19 protein-coding genes are annotated in these 18,413 nt (G+C 67.9%); 10 read left to right on the forward strand and 9 right to left on the reverse strand.

Annotated elements, in window-relative coordinates; genetic code table 11:
* Positions 1-37: 37 nt before the first annotated feature.
* Positions 38-415 (reverse strand): hypothetical protein, encoded by a 378-nt coding sequence (locus J0J01_RS07195; protein WP_296379573.1) that lies wholly within the window; start codon positions 413-415, stop codon positions 38-40.
* A gap of 125 nt (positions 416-540) precedes the next feature.
* Between J0J01_RS07195 and J0J01_RS07200 the strand changes: the two genes are divergently transcribed.
* The 3 genes from J0J01_RS07200 to J0J01_RS07210 are packed head-to-tail and all read left to right on the forward strand — an operon-like array spanning position 541 to position 2,471.
* On the forward strand, positions 541-1,116 hold the full coding sequence (locus J0J01_RS07200; protein ID WP_296379574.1) for a VOC family protein: 576 nt from the start codon (positions 541-543) through the stop codon (positions 1,114-1,116).
* 9 nt (positions 1,117-1,125) lie between these two features.
* A complete protein-coding gene (locus J0J01_RS07205) occupies positions 1,126-1,950 on the forward strand; it encodes a dienelactone hydrolase family protein (RefSeq protein WP_296379575.1) in 825 nt (274 codons plus the stop codon).
* Complete coding sequence (locus tag J0J01_RS07210; RefSeq protein WP_296379576.1) at positions 1,947-2,471, forward strand: dihydrofolate reductase family protein; 525 nt, start codon at positions 1,947-1,949, stop codon at positions 2,469-2,471. Before J0J01_RS07205 ends, J0J01_RS07210 begins: the two co-directional genes overlap by 4 nt.
* 109 nt (positions 2,472-2,580) lie before the next feature.
* On the opposite strand, the gene J0J01_RS07215 is transcribed toward J0J01_RS07210, so the two are convergent.
* Genes J0J01_RS07215 through fsa form a run of 3 tightly spaced genes read right to left on the reverse strand, consistent with a single transcriptional unit; the run spans position 2,581 to position 4,914 of the window.
* The gene (locus J0J01_RS07215) at positions 2,581-3,525 is read right to left on the reverse strand and encodes a tyrosine recombinase XerC (RefSeq protein ID WP_296379577.1); all 945 of its coding nucleotides are present in this window, start codon (positions 3,523-3,525) and stop codon (positions 2,581-2,583) included.
* The gene (locus J0J01_RS07220; protein WP_296379578.1) at positions 3,522-4,247 is read right to left on the reverse strand and encodes a DUF484 family protein; all 726 of its coding nucleotides are present in this window, start codon (positions 4,245-4,247) and stop codon (positions 3,522-3,524) included. The genes J0J01_RS07215 and J0J01_RS07220 overlap by 4 nt, the downstream gene beginning before the upstream one ends.
* A gap of 10 nt (positions 4,248-4,257) precedes the next feature.
* Positions 4,258-4,914 carry a fructose-6-phosphate aldolase gene (fsa, locus tag J0J01_RS07225; RefSeq protein ID WP_296379579.1) on the reverse strand — a complete coding sequence of 219 codons (657 nt, stop codon included), beginning with the start codon at positions 4,912-4,914 and terminating at the stop codon, positions 4,258-4,260.
* Positions 4,915-4,927: 13 nt separating this feature from the next.
* Here fsa and J0J01_RS07230 point away from each other — a divergent pair, with 13 nt between their 5' ends.
* The 7 genes from J0J01_RS07230 to J0J01_RS07260 all read left to right on the forward strand — a co-directional run bounded on the left by J0J01_RS07230 (position 4,928) and on the right by J0J01_RS07260 (position 13,112).
* Complete coding sequence (locus J0J01_RS07230; RefSeq protein WP_296379580.1) at positions 4,928-7,150, forward strand: primosomal protein N'; 2,223 nt, start codon at positions 4,928-4,930, stop codon at positions 7,148-7,150.
* 173 nt (positions 7,151-7,323) lie between these two features.
* Positions 7,324-7,881, forward strand: coding sequence for a F0F1 ATP synthase subunit delta (locus J0J01_RS07235; RefSeq protein WP_296379581.1), 558 nt, complete (start codon positions 7,324-7,326; stop codon positions 7,879-7,881).
* A complete protein-coding gene (gene atpA, locus J0J01_RS07240; protein ID WP_296379583.1) occupies positions 7,881-9,407 on the forward strand; it encodes a F0F1 ATP synthase subunit alpha in 1,527 nt (508 codons plus the stop codon). The genes J0J01_RS07235 and atpA overlap by 1 nt, the downstream gene beginning before the upstream one ends.
* 6 nt (positions 9,408-9,413) lie before the next feature.
* Entirely contained in the window at positions 9,414-10,292 is an 879-nt protein-coding gene (locus J0J01_RS07245) for a F0F1 ATP synthase subunit gamma (RefSeq protein WP_296379584.1), read from the forward strand.
* 21 nt (positions 10,293-10,313) lie between these two features.
* A complete protein-coding gene (gene atpD, locus J0J01_RS07250) occupies positions 10,314-11,738 on the forward strand; it encodes a F0F1 ATP synthase subunit beta (RefSeq protein WP_296379586.1) in 1,425 nt (474 codons plus the stop codon).
* A 4-nt stretch (positions 11,739-11,742) separates the two neighbouring features.
* Positions 11,743-12,156 (forward strand): ATP synthase F1 subunit epsilon, encoded by a 414-nt coding sequence (gene atpC / locus J0J01_RS07255; protein ID WP_296379587.1) that lies wholly within the window; start codon positions 11,743-11,745, stop codon positions 12,154-12,156.
* Positions 12,157-12,293: 137 nt separating this feature from the next.
* The gene (locus J0J01_RS07260; protein WP_296379588.1) at positions 12,294-13,112 is read left to right on the forward strand and encodes a ferritin-like domain-containing protein; all 819 of its coding nucleotides are present in this window, start codon (positions 12,294-12,296) and stop codon (positions 13,110-13,112) included.
* Here J0J01_RS07260 and J0J01_RS07265 read toward each other — a convergent pair.
* The 5 genes from J0J01_RS07265 to J0J01_RS07285 form a co-directional block, all read right to left on the reverse strand.
* Positions 13,109-13,585: an RNA pyrophosphohydrolase gene (locus J0J01_RS07265; protein WP_296379589.1), complete on the reverse strand. Its 477-nt coding sequence runs from the start codon at positions 13,583-13,585 to the stop codon at positions 13,109-13,111. The two genes, J0J01_RS07260 and J0J01_RS07265, sit on opposite strands and share 4 nt — an antisense overlap.
* The gene (locus J0J01_RS07270) at positions 13,582-14,664 is read right to left on the reverse strand and encodes a divergent polysaccharide deacetylase family protein (RefSeq protein ID WP_296379590.1); all 1,083 of its coding nucleotides are present in this window, start codon (positions 14,662-14,664) and stop codon (positions 13,582-13,584) included. Before J0J01_RS07270 ends, J0J01_RS07265 begins: the two co-directional genes overlap by 4 nt.
* Before the next feature lie 15 nt (positions 14,665-14,679).
* Complete coding sequence (locus J0J01_RS07275) at positions 14,680-16,083, reverse strand: S41 family peptidase (RefSeq protein ID WP_296379592.1); 1,404 nt, start codon at positions 16,081-16,083, stop codon at positions 14,680-14,682.
* 131 nt (positions 16,084-16,214) lie between these two features.
* Positions 16,215-17,807: a 2,3-bisphosphoglycerate-independent phosphoglycerate mutase gene (gene gpmI / locus J0J01_RS07280; RefSeq protein WP_296379594.1), complete on the reverse strand. Its 1,593-nt coding sequence runs from the start codon at positions 17,805-17,807 to the stop codon at positions 16,215-16,217.
* Positions 17,807-18,403: a hypothetical protein gene (locus J0J01_RS07285; RefSeq protein WP_296379595.1), complete on the reverse strand. Its 597-nt coding sequence runs from the start codon at positions 18,401-18,403 to the stop codon at positions 17,807-17,809. Before J0J01_RS07285 ends, gpmI begins: the two co-directional genes overlap by 1 nt.
* Between the last annotated feature and the right edge of the window lie 10 nt (positions 18,404-18,413).

The raw sequence follows: 18,413 nt of genomic DNA on the forward strand, positions 1-18,413 counted from the left end.
ATCGGCGCCGGAGACCCGGCGCCGACTCCGATTCATGTCAGGGCTTGGCGACGTGCCAGGCGCCGTTGAGGAAGCCGTCGCCGGTCTTGTCGCCGGGCTTGGCGTCCTTGGCGAAGGCATAGACCGGCTTGCCGTTGAGGGCCCACTGCTTGAGGCCGTCGTCGCGCACCACGATGGTCCACGGGCCCGCGGGCTTGGCGTCATCGGAGGCCAGCGCCGGCGGCCAGTTGGTGGCGCACGGGCCGTTGCAGACCGACTTGCCGGCAGTGTCCTTGTCGAAGGTGTAGAGCGTCATGCCTTTGGCGGTGACGAATGCGCCGTTGCTCGCCTTGGGGGCGGGGCCGGCTGGCTCGGCAGCGAAGGCGGCGCCGGCAAAAAGGGTCGCGGCGGCGATGAAAGCGAGCGTTTTCAGCATGGAATCTCCCTGACACGTGCGAAAGTGCACGGGGAGGGAGACGCCGCCGGACGGCCTTTATTCCCGCGCTCCGGTCTTTTTTGGCCGCCCGGGCCGGGTTAGAATGACTCCAAACGGAGGAAGCCATGGACAAGCCGGTCAAGCCGCGTGGCATCAATCACCTCGTGCTCAACGTCCGCGATATCGAGGAATCGCACAAGTTCTGGACCGAGATCGTGGGCTTCGAGATGGTCGGGCAGTTGACGCCGCGGCCGGAGCGACCCAATCCGCCGAAGATGCGCTTCTATTCGGGCACGCGCTCCGACGGCAGCCATCACCATCACGACGTGGCGCTGGTCGAGAACAAGAACCTGCCGGAGCCGCCCAAGGAATGGTCGATGTTCGGCGTGCCTGTTGCGGTCAACCATATTGCCATCACCATGCCCAGCCGCGAGGCCTGGATGGAGCATCTCGCCTACCTGCAGAAGAAGGGCGTGAAGTTCGATCGCCGCGTCGAGCACGGCATGACGCACAGCCTCTACATCCACGATCCCAACGGCTACGGCGTGGAGTTCGTCTACGACCTGCCGCGCGAGGTCTGGCAGGACGACATCGAAGGCGCGCTGAACTACGTCAAGGTGCTGCCGACCGAAGGCGCCGAGGCGCTCGAGGACCGCGTCGAGGGCGTGCCGACCTTCAGGCAGCCGGCACCCGCCAAGTAGCGGTCGGCATTGGCAAGGCTGCTCCTGCGCCTTGCCGCGCTCGCTCTTCTGACGGCGCTCGTCGCCGCGCCGCCCGCCGGCGCGCAGCAAGCCGTGCGGGTGAAGAGCGACGGCATCGACATTCCTGCGCAGCTCTATCGTCCGGGCACGGCGAAGGCGCCGGCGATCGCGCTGTTCCATGGCTGCGGCGGCGTCGGCCAGAACAACACGCGGATGGCCGAGCTGCTCAAGAGCTGGGGCTACGTCGCGCTGGTGGTCGACAGCTTCTCCTCGCGCGGCCTGAAGGACGTCTGCGGCCGCAACTGGCCGACCCAGGCCGATGCCGAGAAGCGGGCGGTCGACATCGACGCGTCGCTGCGCTGGCTGGACGCGCAGTCGTTCGTCCGCGCCGGCCTGGTCGGCTTCATGGGCTACTCCTACGGCGGCGGCGTCGCTGCGCTGCGCGCCTTCGCGCCGCGCGTGCCGGCCCGCGTCGCCATCCTGGTCTATCCCGATTGCGCCCTGGTCGAACCGCTCGGCCCGAAGATCGACGTGCGCCAGCCGACGATGGTCGCCATGGGCGCGCTGGACGACTGGACTCCGGTCGCGCAGTGCAAGGCCCTGTTCGACCGGGTCGTGGCCGGTCGGGACCTCCTGGAGACGCACGTCTATCCCAACGCCCATCACAGCTTCGACGCGCTCGGCTTGCCGGTCCGCTATCTCGACGGCGTCGGCAACCGCAGCAAGCCCGGCGGCTGCTGCGGCGCCCACTACGGCGCCAACGAGGCGACCTGGAAGGCTTTCGTGGTCGACGTGAAGGCCTTCCTCGCCAAGGCTTTGCCGGCCAGCCCATGACCCGTCCGCTCTGGCACTGCCATGTCGCCATCTCGCTCGACGGCAAGATCGCGCGCCGCGATGGATCGTTCGACTGGCTCTACGCCTATCCGCCGCAGGACTTCGGCATCGACGCCTATCATGCCGCGATCGGCTGCCTGGTGATGGGCCGCGCCACCTACGAGACAGAGCGCGCCCTGGAGCCTTGGCTCCATGCCGGTCGCCGGGTTTTCGTGGTGACATCGAAGCCGCTCGCCGATCCGCCGCCGCTGGTGGAGGCCTGGCAGGGCTCGCTCGAAGAGCTGGCGCGCACGCTCGACGGCAGCGGCCTCGGTCGGATCGGCATCGAAGGCGGCGGCCAGCTCATCCGCGGCCTCGTCGAGATCGGCCGGTTGGACGTGCTGGAGATGGCGATCGTGCCGCTGGTGCTGGGCGACGGCATCCCGCTCTTTCCGGCCGGCATCCGGGAGCTCTCGCTCAGGCTCGCCAGGTGCGAGCCCAAGACCGGCGGCGCCTTGCACGTCGTCTACGAGCGCCCTTAGCGGACCGCTTTGGGGGTCGTGGGGAAAGTGGGAAGAATCGCTTGAAATGCAGGCGGGTCAATGTTTTCGGCTTCCACGCGGGTGGAAACCGGTGGGAAGTCCGGCTGGTCTAGCCGCGGACCTTCGCCCGGGGATGGGCAGCCCGGTAGACCGCGCTCAGCCGCGCGGCGTCGACGTCGGTGTAGCGCTGGGTGGTCGACAGGCTGGCATGGCCCAGCAGCTCCTGGATGGTGCGCAGGTCGCCGCCGGCCGCCAGCAGATGGGTGGCGAAGGAGTGCCTGAGCGCATGTGGCGTCACCGAGTCGGTGAGGCCGAGCACGCGGCGCAGGTCGCGCACCCGCTTCTGCACGATCGCCGGATCGAGCGGCGCGCCGCGGGCGCCGAGGAAGAAGGCGTCGCGCGGGCCTAGTGCCTTCATGAACGGGCAGGCTTCGCGATAGGCCGCCAGCGCCTCGAGCGCCGCGGGCAGCAGCGGCACCAGCCGGGTCTTGTTGCCCTTGCCGGTGATGGCGAGCGTGTCCTGGCCCGCGTCGAGCAGGCCGCCGACCGTGCCCTTGGTGAGGCCGAGCGCCTCGCCGATGCGCAGGCCCGCGCCGTAGAGCAGCAGCAGGACGGCGGCGTCGCGCCGCTCGATCCAGGTCTCGCGCTCGGGGGCGGCCGACTGCTCGAGGAGGTCCTCCATGTCGCGCTCGGAGAGCGCCTTGGGAACGGAGCGCGGCAGCTTGGGCGTCTGGATGGCGGCGATGCTGGCGTTGTGCGCCAGCCCGCGCTTGCCGAGGAAGCGGAAGAAGGAGCGCACCGAAGAGAAGGCGCGGGCGGTCGAGGTGCGGGCCAGGCCTTGATGGGCGCGGTCGGCCAGCCAGGCCCGGAACTCGGCAGGCTTGAGCTTGTCGAGCTGGGCGAGCGTCGGCGGGGCGCCGAGATACTTGGTCATGAACGCGACGAACTCGGCGACGTCGTGCTCGTAGGCGGTGAGGGTATGGCCGGACAGCCGGCGTTCGCTGCGCAGCCAGTCGCGCCAGGCCTCGCGCGCGCCCGCGAGGCTGATGCTCACTCGGGCAGGTCGAGCCAGGCGCGGATGGTGTTTTCCAGCACCTTGGCCAGGAAGAACAGCAGCTCGGTCGCCATCTCCGGGCCGAAGGCCTCGGCGTCGCGCGAGCCGAAGCACATCACGCCGTCGGGCGAGCCCGACGAGACGCGCAGCCGCATCAGCACGTCGGACTTCACGAACCGCGCCACGTCGCCGAAGAACGCCTCCTCGCCCGCGATGTGGCTGCGCAGGCGGGCGTGCTTCTCGGGGCCGAGCGCCGCGTCGATCGCGCCCGGCGCCAGCACGTAGACGCCGCGCACCGGCACGCGCTTGGGCGCATCGGCATTGGCCTCGATCGCCATAGTGATGAAGTCGACATCGAGCAGCTCGGGCAGCTCGTGCGTCACCACGTGGATCATCTTCTCGAAGGTCGTCGCCTGGATGATGCTGATCACCGCCGCCTGGATGCGGTTCTGGACGATCTGGTTCTGCTTGGAGTTGGCGATGATCTCGGTGCGCTCGTTCTTCAGCCGGTCGATCTCGCTGCGCAGGCGCTTCAGGATCGCCTGCTGCATGTCGATGACGCCCGGGCCCTGGACGCGCGGCGCCAGCTCGGCCGCGAGCTCCTGGTTCTTCTCGAAGAAGTCGGGATGGGCCTTGAGGTAGGCCACCACGTCGTCGGCCGTGATCAGCTTGACCTGCCGGCCCGAGCCGTCGGGGGCGGTGACGGTGCCGTCGCTGCTCATAGGCCCATCCTCATAGGATCGACTGCCCGGTCTTCTTCCAGTCGTCGAGGAAGGCCTTGAGCCCGTTGTCGGTCAGCACGTGCTTGAACAGGCCGCGCAGCACGTTGGGCGGCAGGGTCGCGACATGGGCGCCGAGCTTGGCCGCCTGGATGACGTGCTGGCTGTGGCGGATCGAAGCCGCCAGCACCTCGGTCTTGAAGTGCGGGTACTGGCGATAGATCGTCATGATCTCGGCGATCAGGCCCATGCCGTCATGGCCGTTGTCGTCGATGCGGCCGATGAAGGGAGAGATGAACGTCGCGTCGGCCTTGGCGGCGAGCAGCGCCTGGGCCGCCGAGAAGCACAGCGTCACGTTGACCATGATGCCTTCGGAGCGCAGCGCCTTGCAGGTCTTCAGCCCATCCGGTGTCAGCGGCACCTTGACCGCCACATTCTTGGCGATCTTTGCGAGCTTCCTGCCCTCCTCGAGCATCGTCTTGTGGTCGGTTGCGACCGTCTCGGCGCTGACCGGGCCCGGCACGACGGCGCAGATCTCCTTGATGACCTCGAGCATCGGCCGGTCGGCCTTCATGATCAGCGAGGGGTTGGTCGTCACCCCGTCGAGCAGCCCGGAGGCCGCGAGGTCCTTGATCTCGGCCACGTCGGCAGTATCGACGAAGAACTTCATATAAGCTTTCCCAATGGCCGGTGGTTCACAGGCGCACGCCGCACAATGTCTAGCAGAAGCAGCTGCACCACGCACGGTGCGTATCTTGCTGCCGCTGCCCTTGGCCGATGCCTATGATTACAGCGTTCCCGAGGGGCTGAGCGTTGCACCCGGCCAGTTCGTCATCGTACCGCTGGGCAAGCGGGAAACCCTGGGTGTGGTGTGGGGAGACGGCACCGGCTGTATCGCCGCAGCCAAGCTGCGCGATGTGATCGAGGTGCTGCCGGCCCTGCCGATGGCCGATGCGCTGCGCCGCTTCGTCGACTGGGTCGCCGCCTACACGCTGTCGCCGCCTGGCGCCGTGCTGCGCATGGCGATGAGCACGCCGTCGGCGCTGGAGGCACCGCGCAGCGAACTCGTCTATCGCCCCGCCGGAGAGGCCGACAGCGATACGCTGAAGCTGACCGCCGCCCGACGCCGCGTGCTCGCGGCGCTGAAGGACGGCCCGGCGATGTCCGCCAGCGAGCTGGCGCATCTCGCGGGCGTCGGCGCGTCGGTGATCAAGACCATGGCGTCGGCCGGCCTGCTCGAAGCGATCGAGCGGCCGATGCGGCGCACCTTCCCGCAGCCCGACGGCGCGCGCGAAGGGCCGACGCTGTCGCCCGAGCAGAAGACGGCGGCCGAGGGGCTGATCGACAAGGTGCAGGCGCACGCCTTCTCGGCGACCCTGCTCGATGGCGTGCCGGGCGCCGGCAAGACCGAGGTCTATTTCGAGGCGATCGCCGCGTGCCTTGCCGCGGGCCGGCAAGCCCTCGTGCTGTTGCCCGAAATAGCGCTCACCGCGCAGTGGCTGAAGCGCTTCGAGGACCGCTTCGGCTGCACACCGGCGGCGTGGCATTCGGGCCTGACCAGCCTCGAACGGCGCGAGACCTGGCGGGCGATCGCCGAGGGCCGCATCGGCGTCGTGGTCGGTGCGCGCTCGGCGCTGTTCCTGCCGTTCCAGAATCTCGGCCTGATCGTGGTCGACGAGGAGCACGACACCTCGTTCAAGCAGGAGGACGGCGTCTGCTACAACGCGCGCGACATGGCGGTCGTGCGCGCCCGTCTGGTCGGTGCGCCGGTCGTGCTCGCCTCAGCGACGCCGTCGCTGGAAAGCGTGCTGAACGTCACATCGGGCCGCTACGGCGCCCTGCATCTGCCGGCGCGGCACGGCGGCAGCCAGCTTGCCGCGATCTCGGCGGTCGATCTCAAACGCCATGCGCCGACGCGCGACCGCTGGCTGTCGCCGCCGGTGCTCGAGGCGATGAAGCAGACGCTGGCTGCGGGTGAGCAGACCTTGCTGTTTCTCAATCGCCGCGGCTATGCGCCGATCACGCTGTGCCGCTCCTGCGGCAAGGGCATCGAATGCCCGCAATGCTCGGCCTGGCTGGTCGAGCACCGCTTCCGCCGCCAGCTGGTCTGCCATCACTGCGGCTACACCGAGCCGCCTGCGCTGAAGTGCCGGTCCTGCGGGGTCGAGGACAACTTCGTCGCCTGCGGCCCCGGCGTCGAGCGCCTGGCCGAGGAGGCGCGCGAGTTCTTTCCCGAGGCGCGCGTCGAGCTCTTCACTTCCGATTCTCTCATGAACCGTGAGGAAGCCACTGCCGCGGTCGAGCGCATGGAAAATGGCGACATCGACATCCTGATCGGCACCCAGATGGCGGCCAAAGGCCATCACTTCCCCAAGCTCACGCTGGTGGCGGTGGTCGACGCCGATCTCGGCCTCAATGGTGGCGACCTGCGGGCCGCCGAGCGGACCTTCCAGCTCCTTTATCAAGTAGCCGGCCGCGCCGGCCGCCACGAGCGGCCGGGCCGCGCCCTGATCCAGACCCACGCCCCCGAGCATCCGGTGATGCAGGCGCTGGTCGCCAACGACCGCGACCGCTTCGTCTCGGCCGAGCTGGCCGGGCGGTCGGGCGCCGGCATGCCGCCCTACGGAAGGCTGGCCTCGCTGATCGTCTCCGGCCCCGACCCGGCGGCCGTGGACAATGTCTGTGCCGCCATCGCCCGCCGGGCGCCGCACCAACCGGGCGTCACCGTGCTCGGTCCTTCGGTGGCGCCGATGTCGCTGCTGCGCGGCCGGCATCGGCGGCGGTTTCTTCTCAAGACCGGCCGCGATACAGCGGTGCAGCCTCTGTTGCATGCCTGGCTGGAACAGATCGGCCTGCCGGGTTCAGTGCGATTGCAGATCGACATCGATCCCTATTCCTTCCTGTGACATAAGGCGCGGAAAAGGCAGGTAATACGGGCTTTTAGCAACCTTGCGCCCGGTCGGGACGCATGGTAGCAACGCGCGCTTTTCCGGGGTGGGGCCGCAATGTTCTCCCGGAAAAAGCACCGGGGATTCAAAGACTTGCCGGCCCGCGTCTTGGGCAGGGAGAGGCTCGTATCGTGTCAACATCCGCCACGACCGGCGTCGCCGGACGCTATGCCAGCGCCCTTCTGGAGCTGGCGGACAACGCCAAAGCTCTCGACCAGGTCGCGCAGGATCTCGATACCTTCAGGAAGCTTCTCGCCGAGAGCCCCGATCTCTCGCGCCTGATCGCGAGCCCGGTGATCGGCCGCGATCTGCAGGGCAAGGCGCTGCTCGCGGTGCTCGATGCCGCCGGCATCACGGGCCTGACCCGCAACTTCATCGGCACCGTCGCCCACAACGGCCGCGCCCGCGAGCTGCCGGCGATGACGTCGGCCTATCTCCGCGAGCTGGCGCGCCGCCGCGGCGAGACCAGTGCCGTCGTCACCTCGGCCGTGCCGCTCACTCCACAGCAGATGCAACAGCTCACCGACGCGCTGCGCCAGGTGCTGGGTGGCGGCAAGGTTTCGCTCGATGCGCATGTCAACCCGGACATTCTCGGCGGTCTCGTCGTGAAGGTCGGCTCGCGCCTGTTCGATTCGTCTATCCGCAGCAAGCTGCAGCGCTTGCAGCTTGCCATGAAGGGAGTTGCCTAATGGATATCCGTGCCGCCGAGATCTCTGCGATCCTGAAGCAGCAGATCGCCAACTTCGGCGTCGAAGCCGAAGTCGCCGAGGTCGGCCAGGTCCTGTCCGTCGGTGACGGCATCGCGCGCGTCTACGGCCTCGACAGCGTCAAGGCCGGCGAGATGGTCGAGTTCCCCGGCGGCATCAAGGGCATGGCGCTGAACCTCGAGAAGGACAATGTCGGCGTCGTCATCTTCGGCGAGGACCGCACCATCCGCGAGGGCGACACGGTCAAGCGCACCGGCACCATCGTCGACGTACCGGTCGGCAAGGGCCTGCTCGGCCGCGTGGTCGATGGTCTCGGCAACCCGATCGACGGCAAGGGCCCGATCGCCACGACCGAGCGCCGCCTGGTCGAGGTCAAGGCGCCGGGCATCATCCCGCGCAAGTCGGTCAGCGAGCCGATGCAGACCGGCCTCAAGGCGCTCGATTCGCTGGTGCCGGTCGGCCGCGGCCAGCGCGAGCTGATCATCGGCGATCGCCAGACCGGCAAGACCGCCGTCGCCATCGACACCTTCCTGAACCAGAAGTCGATCAACCAGGGCACCGACGAGAGCCGCAAGCTCTATTGCGTCTACGTCGCCATCGGTCAGAAGCGCTCGACCGTCGCCCAGATCGTCAAGACGCTCGAGGACAACGGCGCGATGGAGTACTCCATCGTCGTCGCCGCGACCGCCTCCGATCCGGCGCCGATGCAGTTCCTGGCGCCCTATACCGGCTGCGCCATGGGCGAGTACTTCCGCGACAACGGCATGCACGCCGTGATCGTGTACGACGACCTTTCCAAGCAGGCCGTGTCCTACCGCCAGATGTCGCTGCTGCTACGCCGCCCGCCGGGCCGCGAGGCGTATCCGGGCGACGTGTTCTATCTCCACTCGCGCCTGCTCGAGCGTGCCGCCAAGCTGAACGAGAAGAACGGCCTCGGCTCGCTGACCGCGCTGCCGATCATCGAGACGCAGGCCGGCGACGTGTCGGCCTACATCCCGACCAACGTGATCTCGATCACAGACGGCCAGATCTTCCTCGAAGCCGAGCTGTTCTATGCCGGCATCAAGCCGGCCATCAACGTCGGCCTCTCGGTGAGCCGCGTCGGCTCGGCCGCCCAGATCAAGGCGATGAAGCAGGTCGCCGGCACCATGAAGCTCGAGCTCGCGCAGTATCGCGAGATGGCGGCCTTCGCGCAGTTCGCGTCCGACCTCGATGCCACGACGCAGAAGCTGCTGGCCCGCGGCCAGCGCCTGACCGAGCTGCTGAAGCAGGGCCAGTACAGCCCGATGCCGGTCGAGGAGCAGGTCGCTTCGATCTACGCCGGTACCCGCGGCTTCCTCGACGGCCTGCCCGTCGGCCGCATCGGCGAATTCGAATCGAGCTACCTCGAGGCGCTGCGTGCCGAGGGCTCGATCCTCGCCTCGATCCGCGACAAGCGGGAGATCGTCAAGGAGACCGACGACAAGCTGAAGGGCTTCCTGACCGACTTCACCAAGAAGTTCGCCTAAGGTCCAATGCCCAGCCTCAAGACCTTCCGGCTCCGGATCCGAAGCGTCCAGTCGACGCAGAAGATCACCAAGGCCATGAAGATGGTGGCTGCCGCCAAGCTGCGGCGCGCCCAGGAACAGGCCATGGCGGCCCGCCCCTATGCGGAAGCCATGGACAAGGTGCTCGCGGCCCTCGGCCAAAGCTTCAAGGGCACCGGTCCCAAGCTGCTGGCCGGCACCGGCTCGGACAAGGTCCAGCTGGTGATCGTCGCCACGTCCGATCGCGGCCTGTGCGGCGCCTTCAACAGCTCGATCGTGCGCGAGGCGCGGCGCGTCGTCCGCCAGATGCTGGCCGACGGCAAGACCGTCAAGATCCTGGCCGTCGGCCGCAAGGCGCGCGACCAGCTGCGCCGCGACTTCGCGCCGATGATCATCGAGACGATCACCGATCTCGGCCGCCCGCGGCTCTCCTTCGCCGATGCCCAGAAGGTCTCGGCCCGGGTGATGGAGCTGTTCGAGGCCGGCGAGTTCGACGTCGCCACGGTGATCTTCAACCGCTTCAAGTCGGCGATGACCCAGATCGTCACCGTCCAGCAGCTGATCCCGCCGCCGCCTCCGCCGGCGGATGCCGCGCCCGCGACGGTGGGCGGCGCGATCTACGAGTTCGAGCCCGACGAGGCCGAGATCCTGGCCGACCTGCTGCCGCGCAACCTCACCGTCCAGATCTTCCGGGCCCTGCTCGAGAACGCGGCGAGTTTCTTCGGCTCACAGATGACGGCGATGGACAACGCCTCGCGCAACGCGGGCGAGGTGATCAAGAAGCTGACCCTGCAGATGAATCGCTCGCGGCAGGCTTCGATCACCAAGGAACTCATCGAGATCATCTCCGGCGCAGAAGCCGTCTAGAGACAAGGAAAGGGACTTCGTATGGCCACTAACAACATCGGCACGATCACCCAGATCACGGGTGCGGTCGTCGACGTGCGCTTCGATGCCGACCTGCCGAACATCCTGAACGCTCTGCATGTTAAGGCGGACAATCGCCTGATCGTGCTCGAGGTCGCCCAGCATCTGGGTGAATCCGAGGTTCGTACCATCGCCATGGACACCACCGACGGCCTGGTGCGCGGCGAGAAGGCGGTCGACACCGGCGCGCCGATCGCCATGCCGGTCGGCCCCGAAACGCTCGGACGCATCCTGAACGTGATCGGCGAGCCGGTCGACGAGCGCGGACCGGTCGGCCATAAGAAGACCCTGCCGATCCATCGCAGCGCGCCGGAATTCGTCGATCAGTCGACGGAAGCGCAGATCCTGGTCACCGGCATCAAGGTCATCGACCTGCTGGCGCCCTATGCCAAGGGCGGCAAGATCGGCCTGTTCGGCGGCGCCGGCGTCGGCAAGACCGTGACCATCATGGAGCTGATCAACAACGTCGCCAAGGCGCATGGCGGCGTGTCGGTGTTCGCCGGCGTCGGCGAGCGCACCCGCGAGGGCAACGACCTCTATCATGAGATGATCGAAGGCAACGTCATCAAGCTCGACGGTCCGGGCTCGAAGGTGGCGCTGGTTTATGGTCAGATGAACGAGCCGCCGGGAGCGCGCGCGCGCGTCGGCCTGTCGGGCCTCACCGTCGCCGAATATTTCCGCGACGAGGAGGGCCAGGACGTGCTGTTCTTCGTCGACAACATCTTCCGCTTCACCCAGGCAGGCTCGGAAGTGTCGGCGCTGCTGGGCCGCATCCCGTCGGCGGTGGGTTATCAGCCCACCCTGTCGACCGACATGGGCGCCCTGCAGGAGCGCATCACCTCGACCAAGAAGGGCTCGATCACCTCGGTGCAGGCGATCTACGTGCCGGCCGACGACTTGACCGACCCGGCGCCCGCGACCTCGTTCGCCCATCTGGACGCCACGACCGTGCTGAGCCGCTCGATCGCCGAGATGGCGATCTTCCCGGCGGTCGACCCGCTCGACTCGACCTCGCGCATGCTCGATCCGCGTGTCGTCGGTGACGAGCACTACCAGACGGCGCTGTCGGTGCAGCGCGTGCTGCAGCAGTACAAGTCGTTGCAGGACATCATCGCCATCCTGGGCATGGACGAGCTCTCGGAAGAGGACAAGCTGGTGGTGGCGCGCGCGCGCAAGATCCAGCGCTTCCTCAGCCAGCCGTTCCACGTCGCCGAGGTGTTCACCGGCACGCCCGGCGTGTTCGTGAAGCTCGAGGACACGATCAAGGCCTTCAAGGGCATCGTGGCCGGCGAGTACGACCATCTGCCGGAAGCGGCGTTCTACATGGTCGGCACGATCGACGAGGCGATTGCCAAGGGCAAGAAGCTCGCCGGCGAGGCGGCCTAAGAAGATGGCGAAGGTCTCCTTCCGGCTGGTCATGCCGGAGCGCGAGCTGGTCAACGTCGAGGCCGACATGGTCGTCGTGCCGGGAACCGAAGGCGACTTCGGCGTCCTGCACGGCCATGCCCCGCTGATCTCGACGGTGCGCCCGGGCGTGCTCGAGGTGATCCAGAACAACAAGGTCGAGCAGCGCTTCCTGGTCGTCGGCGGCATCGCCGAGGTGACGCCCGAGCGCTGCACCGTGCTGGCCGACGAGGCCCAGCCGTTCGAGCAGGTTTCGGCCGAGCAGCTCGCCGACCGCGAGCGGCAGGCGCAGGACGAGCTGACCGACGCCGCCTCGGATGCGGAAAAGGCGCTCGCGCAGAGAAACCTCGCTGTCGCCAAGGACTTGCGTCGCGCGCAGGCCTACTACGCCAGCCGTTGATTTTCAGTCCGTACGAAATCAGATACTGAACGATCCCCCGCCCGGGTGTTGAAACCCGCGGCGGGGGTCGCTTTATTACGGATACGCTACTGTCGCTTTTTGCGGCTAGAGTTCGTCGCCAAGGGCACCGAGAGACGATGGCCAACTGGACACTCGAGACGATCGATTGGGGTCGGTTCGATGCGTCGAAAGTCGATCCCGAGATCCTGCGCAACATCAAGGCAGCCGCCCTGGTGGAGCGCAACGGGGGCGACTACGGCATCTATCTTCGTCGTGTGTTCGCCGACGATCCGGCGTTCGTCGAGGACGTGCATCGCTGGGTCGACGAGGAGGTCCAGCACGGCATGGCACTCGGCCGCTGGGCGCAGCTCGCCGATCCGTCGTGGGACTTCGACGCCGCCTTTGAACGCTTCCGCAAGGGCTACCAGTTGCCGCTCGACGCCATGACGTCGGTGCGCGGCAGCCAGGCCGGCGAGATGATGGCGCGCTGCATCGTCGAGACCGGCACCAGCTCCTATTACAGCGCGCTCAAGGACGCGACCCAGGAGCCCGTCCTCAAGCAGATCTGCGGCAAGATCGCCGCCGACGAGTTCCGCCACTACAAGCTCTTCTACGATCACATGCGCCGCTGCCTGAAGCGCGACCAGCTAAGCAAGTGGCGCCGGCTGTGGATCGGCTGGGGCCGCCTGGCTGAGAGCGAGGACGACGAGCTCGCCTACGCCTACTACGCCGCCAACCTGCCGCTGGACGTGCCCTACGATCGCCTCGGGGCGCAGCAGGCCTATGCGCGGCGCGCCTATCCGCTGTACCGGCCGGGCCACGTGCAGCGGGCCATGGCGATGGTGCTGAAGGCAGTCGGGCTCGCGCCGCACGGCGCCCTCAACGGCTGGATGACCCGCGCCGGCCTGTGGTTCCTGCGCACCCGCGCCGCCAAGTACGCCGAGAACGGCGCTTAGTCCAGCCGCACCAGGTCGGCGAATTCCTTCAGCACCGCTTCGTACACCGGGCGCTTCCAGGGCACGATCAGCTCAGGGAGTTCGCGCGCCGGCGCCCAGCGCCAGGCATCGAATTCCCGGTCGTGGGCGGCAAGGTCGATATCGGCATCGCTGCCGGTGAAGCCCAGGGCGAACCATTTCTGGGCCTGGCCGCGCCAGCGTCCCTTCCAGTGTGGCGGGTGCATCGCCGCCGGCACGTCGTAGGTCACCCAGTCGCGGCTCTCGCGCAGCAGCAGCGCCTTGGCCGTGCCGATCTCCTCGCCGAGCTCGCGGCACGCCGCCTCGACCGGCGACTCACCCTTGTCGACGCCGCCCTGCGGCATCTGCCAGGCATCGGGCTGGTTGAAGCGCCGGCCGACGAATATCCGCCGGCCGGGGCCGATCAGCATCAGCCCGACATTGGGGCGGTAGAATTCGGGGACATCGGTCTTCATGGCTTGAGCTGCGCCGGCTGGGCGCGCAGGCGCGCCATGCAGGCCTCGCGGCATTCGAAATGGCCGACGATCGGCACCAGCGCCACCGCGCTCTGCCGCGCCAGCCGCTTGCGCCAGGCGACGATGGCGTCGATCGCCGCGTTGTCGGGCTGCAGCACGCCGAAATCGTGGCGTGGCTTGTCGCCGGGTCGCTCGCTCACCCAGTCGACCAGCCGCTCGAGGTTGCCGTCGATGCTGCCCTGGCCGCCCAGCTTGTAGTCGAGCACGGTCGAGCTGCGGGCATAGCCGACGCCGAGCTCGACGGTGAGGCGGTACGTCGCCGTGACGCCGTTGGGGCTGATCTCGACCAATGCCAGGCCGCGGTCGGCGATCTCCTTGACCAACGGCCGCGCGATCAGGTCCGATTGCGACACGACGCTGGGCCCCGGCACGACGAAGCCGAGGCAGTCCTCGCCGCGCGACATCGCGGTGCGCAGGCGGCGCAGGTTCTCGGCCGGCACGGCGCTGCCTTCGATCGGCCGGACGCCGCGCTCGGCCGGGCCGGACGGATCCTCGACCGGCAGCATCAGGTAGCATTCGTGCCCACGCTCGCGAGCGAGCCGCAGCCAGCGCGGCAGATCCGGCGTGCCGGCCAGGAAGCCGAGGCTCACTTCCGGCGGCAGCTCGTCGATGGCGCGGTTCATCAGCGCCTCGTCGGCGCCGAGATTGACCATCAGCACGCCGACCCGGGCGGCCGGACCGTCCGGATCGAAGCGGCGAGAATAGGCGATCCAGGGCATCCAGCCGGAGCTCGAGATCCTGGGCAGGCGCAGGCCGTCGACGACCTCGACCAGGTCGTCGCGCTCGGCCGGCGTGAGCTTGCGGAAATCGACCCTGAGCTGCGACGAGGGCGGCAGCTGCAGCGAGCCGGCCGGGTGGCCAGGGGCCGGCGGCAGGAAGGTGGTGTCGGCGCTCGGGCGGGCCGTCTCTTCGTTGGCATAGACGATGGCCGCGCAGGCCAGCGTCAGGCCGAGCACGAGGGCGTAGGCGTGAAAGACGCCGCTGGCCAGGAACGCTGGCCAGCGAGGCGCCGTCGCCATGCCGGGCCGCCCCCTCTAGTGGGAGCGGCTGGTGTAGAGCGAGATGCCGCGGATCAGGTCGACGGCGCGCAGCAGCTGATAGTCGGCCACGGCGTCCTTCGGCGGCTCGTCCGGATCGGTCGAGGCCGGGCTTGCGGTAGTCGTCTTGTCGTCCTTCTTGTCGTTGGGCGCCTTGCCCGGATCGCCTGGCTTCAGCTGCGAGGTCTTGTCGTCGGTCTTCTTGTCGGTCGGCTTCTCGTTGGGATTGGTGATCGACCGCCGCAGGTTCTCCTCGCGGAAGCCCGCGCGCTGCTGGATGGTCTCGACCTTGGCCTGCTCGACCTCGATGTCGGGCTTGATGCCTTCCTTCTGGATCGAGCGGCCCGACGGCGTGAAGTACAGCGCCGTGGTGAGGCGGATCGCGCCGCCGCCAGTCACCTGCATGATGGTCTGCACCGAGCCCTTACCGAACGAGCGGGTACCGAGGATGATAGCGCGGCGGTGGTCCTGCAGCGCGCCGGCCACGATCTCCGAGGCCGAGGCCGAGCCGCCGTTCATCAGCACCACGATCGGCAGGCCGCCGGTGACGTCGCCGGGCTTGGCGTTCCAGCGCTGGACGTCCTCCGCCTTGCGCGCCTTGACCGAGACGATCTCGCCCTTGTCGAGGAAGGCGTCGACCATGGAGATCGCCTGGTCGAGCAGACCGCCCGGGTTGTTGCGCAGGTCGAGGACGTAACCCTTCAGCTTCGGCCCGGCCTCCTTCTTGATCTTCTCGACGGCGTCGAGCACGCCCGAGGTCGCCTGCTCGGTGAACGAGGTGACGCGGATGTAGCCGACGTCGCCTTCGAGGCGGAAGCGGGTCGCCTTCACCTTGATGGTCTCGCGGGTCAGCGAGAGGTCGATCGGATCCTTCACGTTGGCGCGACGGATCGAGATCTTGATCGCGGTGCCGACCTTGCCGCGCATCTTCTCGACCGCCTCCTGCAGGGTCAGGCCCTGCACCGGCTCACCGTCGAGCGCGAAGATCAGGTCGCCCGACTGAACGCCCGCCTTGGAGGCCGGCGTGTCGTCGATCGGCGACACCACCTTGATGACGCCGCTCTCCATCGTGACTTCGATGCCGAGCCCGCCGAACTCGCCCCGGGTCTGGACCTGCATGTCCTTGTAGATCTTCGGGTTCATGTAGCTGGAGTGCGGGTCGAGCGCCGCCAGCATGCCGTTGATGGCGTTCTCCATCAGGGTCTTCTCGTCGACCGGCTCGACGTAGTCGCGGCGGATGCGCTCCAGCACGTCGCCGAACAGGTTGAGCTGCTGGTAGAGCTCGCTCTTGTCCGACCCGGGCTTGGACTCGGCCTTGTCCTGGGCCAGGACGGGGGCCAGCGCCACGCCGGCCCCGAAGGCCAGGATCGCGGCGGTGGTAGCAAGACTGAGACGAGTCATTGGCATGCCTTTACGGGGTCGGAACCGCTGCGGAATCCGCCACGGCTTTGAGGGATTTTTGAGGCGTCAGGACCAGAATACTCGGCGCTCTTTGGCGGGATCAAGGCGGCGAGGTCCACGCCGGCTCACAATCAGGCCGATGCCGCCGCGGCAGGCTTGGGCGCCGCCAGGACGACCGGCCGGCGGGCCTCCGACAGCAGCGAATGGCCGGTCATCTCGGCCGGCTGCCCGAGGCCCATCAGGGCCAGCAGGGTCGGCGCCACGTCGGCCAGCTTGCCGTCCTGCAGGGAATGGACGTTTGCAGGGGCGTTGAACAGCAGCGCCGGCACCCGGTTCAACGTGTGCTGGGTGTGTTTTTGATGGGTCTCCTCGTCGTACATCTGCTCGGCATTGCCGTGGTCGGCGGTGATCAGCAGGACGCCGCCCGCCTTCCTGACGGCCTCCATCAGCCGGCCGAGGCAGGTGTCGACCGCTTCCACCGCCTTGATCGCCGCCGGCAGGATGCCGGAATGGCCGACCATGTCGGTGTTGGCGTAGTTGACGACGACCAGGTCGAATTTGCCCGAGCCGATCGCCTCGACCAGCTTGTCGGTGACTTCCGGCGCGCTCATCTCGGGCTTGAGGTCATAGGTCGCAACCTTGGGGGAGGGCACCAGGATGCGCTCCTCGCCCTCGAACTGCCGCTCCTCGCCGCCGTTGAAGAAGAAGGTGACGTGGGCGTACTTCTCGGTCTCGGCGATGCGCAGCTGCTTGAGGCCGTCGCGGGAGATCGTCTCGCCCAGGCCCATCCTGAGCTGCACCGGCGGGAACAACGTCTTCAGGAATTCGTTCAATGCCGCCGAATATTCGACCATGCCGACGGCATCGGCGAACGTCACCAGGCGGCCGCGCTTGAAGCCGTCGAACATCGGATCGAGCAGCGCCGTCAGGATCTCGCGCGCGCGGTCCGAGCGGTAGTTGAACATCAGGATGCCGTCGCCGTCCTTCATGCCCGAGTAGCCGTAGAGCGTCGTCGGCAGCACGAACTCGTCGTCCTTGTCGTTGGCATAGGACTTGTCGACCGCTTCCTTGGGCGTCTTGGCCGGCTCGCCCTTGGCGTCGACCAGGCAATCATAGGCCTTCTCGACCCGGTCCCAGCGCTTGTCGCGGTCCATGGCGTAGTAGCGGCCGCTGATGGTGGCGAACTTGATCGGCAGGTCCTTCTTCAGGCCCGAAGCGATCTGCTCGAGATACTCGTGCGCGCTGCGCGGCGGGGTATCGCGGCCGTCGAGGAAGGCGTGGATCCACACCGTCACGCCGCTGCCCGCGATCAGGTTGGCGAGCGCGACCAGGTGGTCCTGGTGGGCATGCACGCCGCCGGGCGAGGCGAGCCCCATCAGATGGCAGGCGCCGCCGTTCTTCTTCAGGGTCGCGATCAACTCGGCCAGGATCGGCTTCCTGGCCAGCGAGCCGTCCTCGATCGCGTTGTCGATGCGCGGCATGTCGGGCACGGCAACCCGGCCGGCGCCGAGATTCATGTGGCCGACCTCGGAATTGCCCATCTGGCCCTTGGGCAGGCCGACGAAGGTCTCCGAGGCGTCGATCAGGCCCTGCGGACAGGTCGCGATCAGCCGGTCGTAGTTGGGCGTCCGGGCATCGAGGATGGCGTTGTCCTTGGGGTTGGTCCGATGGCCCCAGCCATCGAGGACGCACAGAACGGCAGGACGCGGACGCGACTGAGCCATCACGAAGCCTTGCGCGGAGCGAAGGGACGGGCGTTGACCGAGTTGAACTTGTTGGGGCAGTTCAGGTCGCGCGGATCGATGTTGGTGTTCTGGTCGGGCATCTCGATGGCGCAGAACACGAACTCGCCGCGGGGCTCGCCGTCGATCGAGATGTCGTAGGTATAGATGCCCGGCGGATCGCCCGGGATGATGCACCAGGAGCGCTGCAGCACGCCATCCTGGACCACTTCGCGCATCTTGGTGGTGGCCCTGGTCTTGTCGGCACTGACCTCGGTCTCGGGGCCGGCGATCACCTGCTCGGCCGGCTGCGAGGTCGTCAGCACCTCGGTCAGGGTGACCGTGCGGTTGGGCCCGCCGAGATACATGCGCCAGCCGAAGCAGGCGCGGTTGAACAGCAGCGGGATGGCATTGGTCTCGTAATGCCGCTGGCGGCCGTCGTCGCCCAGGATCGAGACATAGGGAATGCTGCGCACAGGCTTGGCCGCCGGCTTCTCGGCCGGCTTGTCGGCCACGGGTGTCTGGGCCACGGCCACGCCTGCGAGCGCTGCCAGGGCGAGGCCGGCCAAGACGGCCAGCCGCAGGGAGAGGATCCGCATGGCCCCCAAT

Origin of the sequence: Reyranella sp., assembly GCF_017305915.1 — a bacterium.
In the GTDB taxonomy this organism is placed as follows: domain Bacteria; phylum Pseudomonadota; class Alphaproteobacteria; order Reyranellales; family Reyranellaceae; genus Reyranella.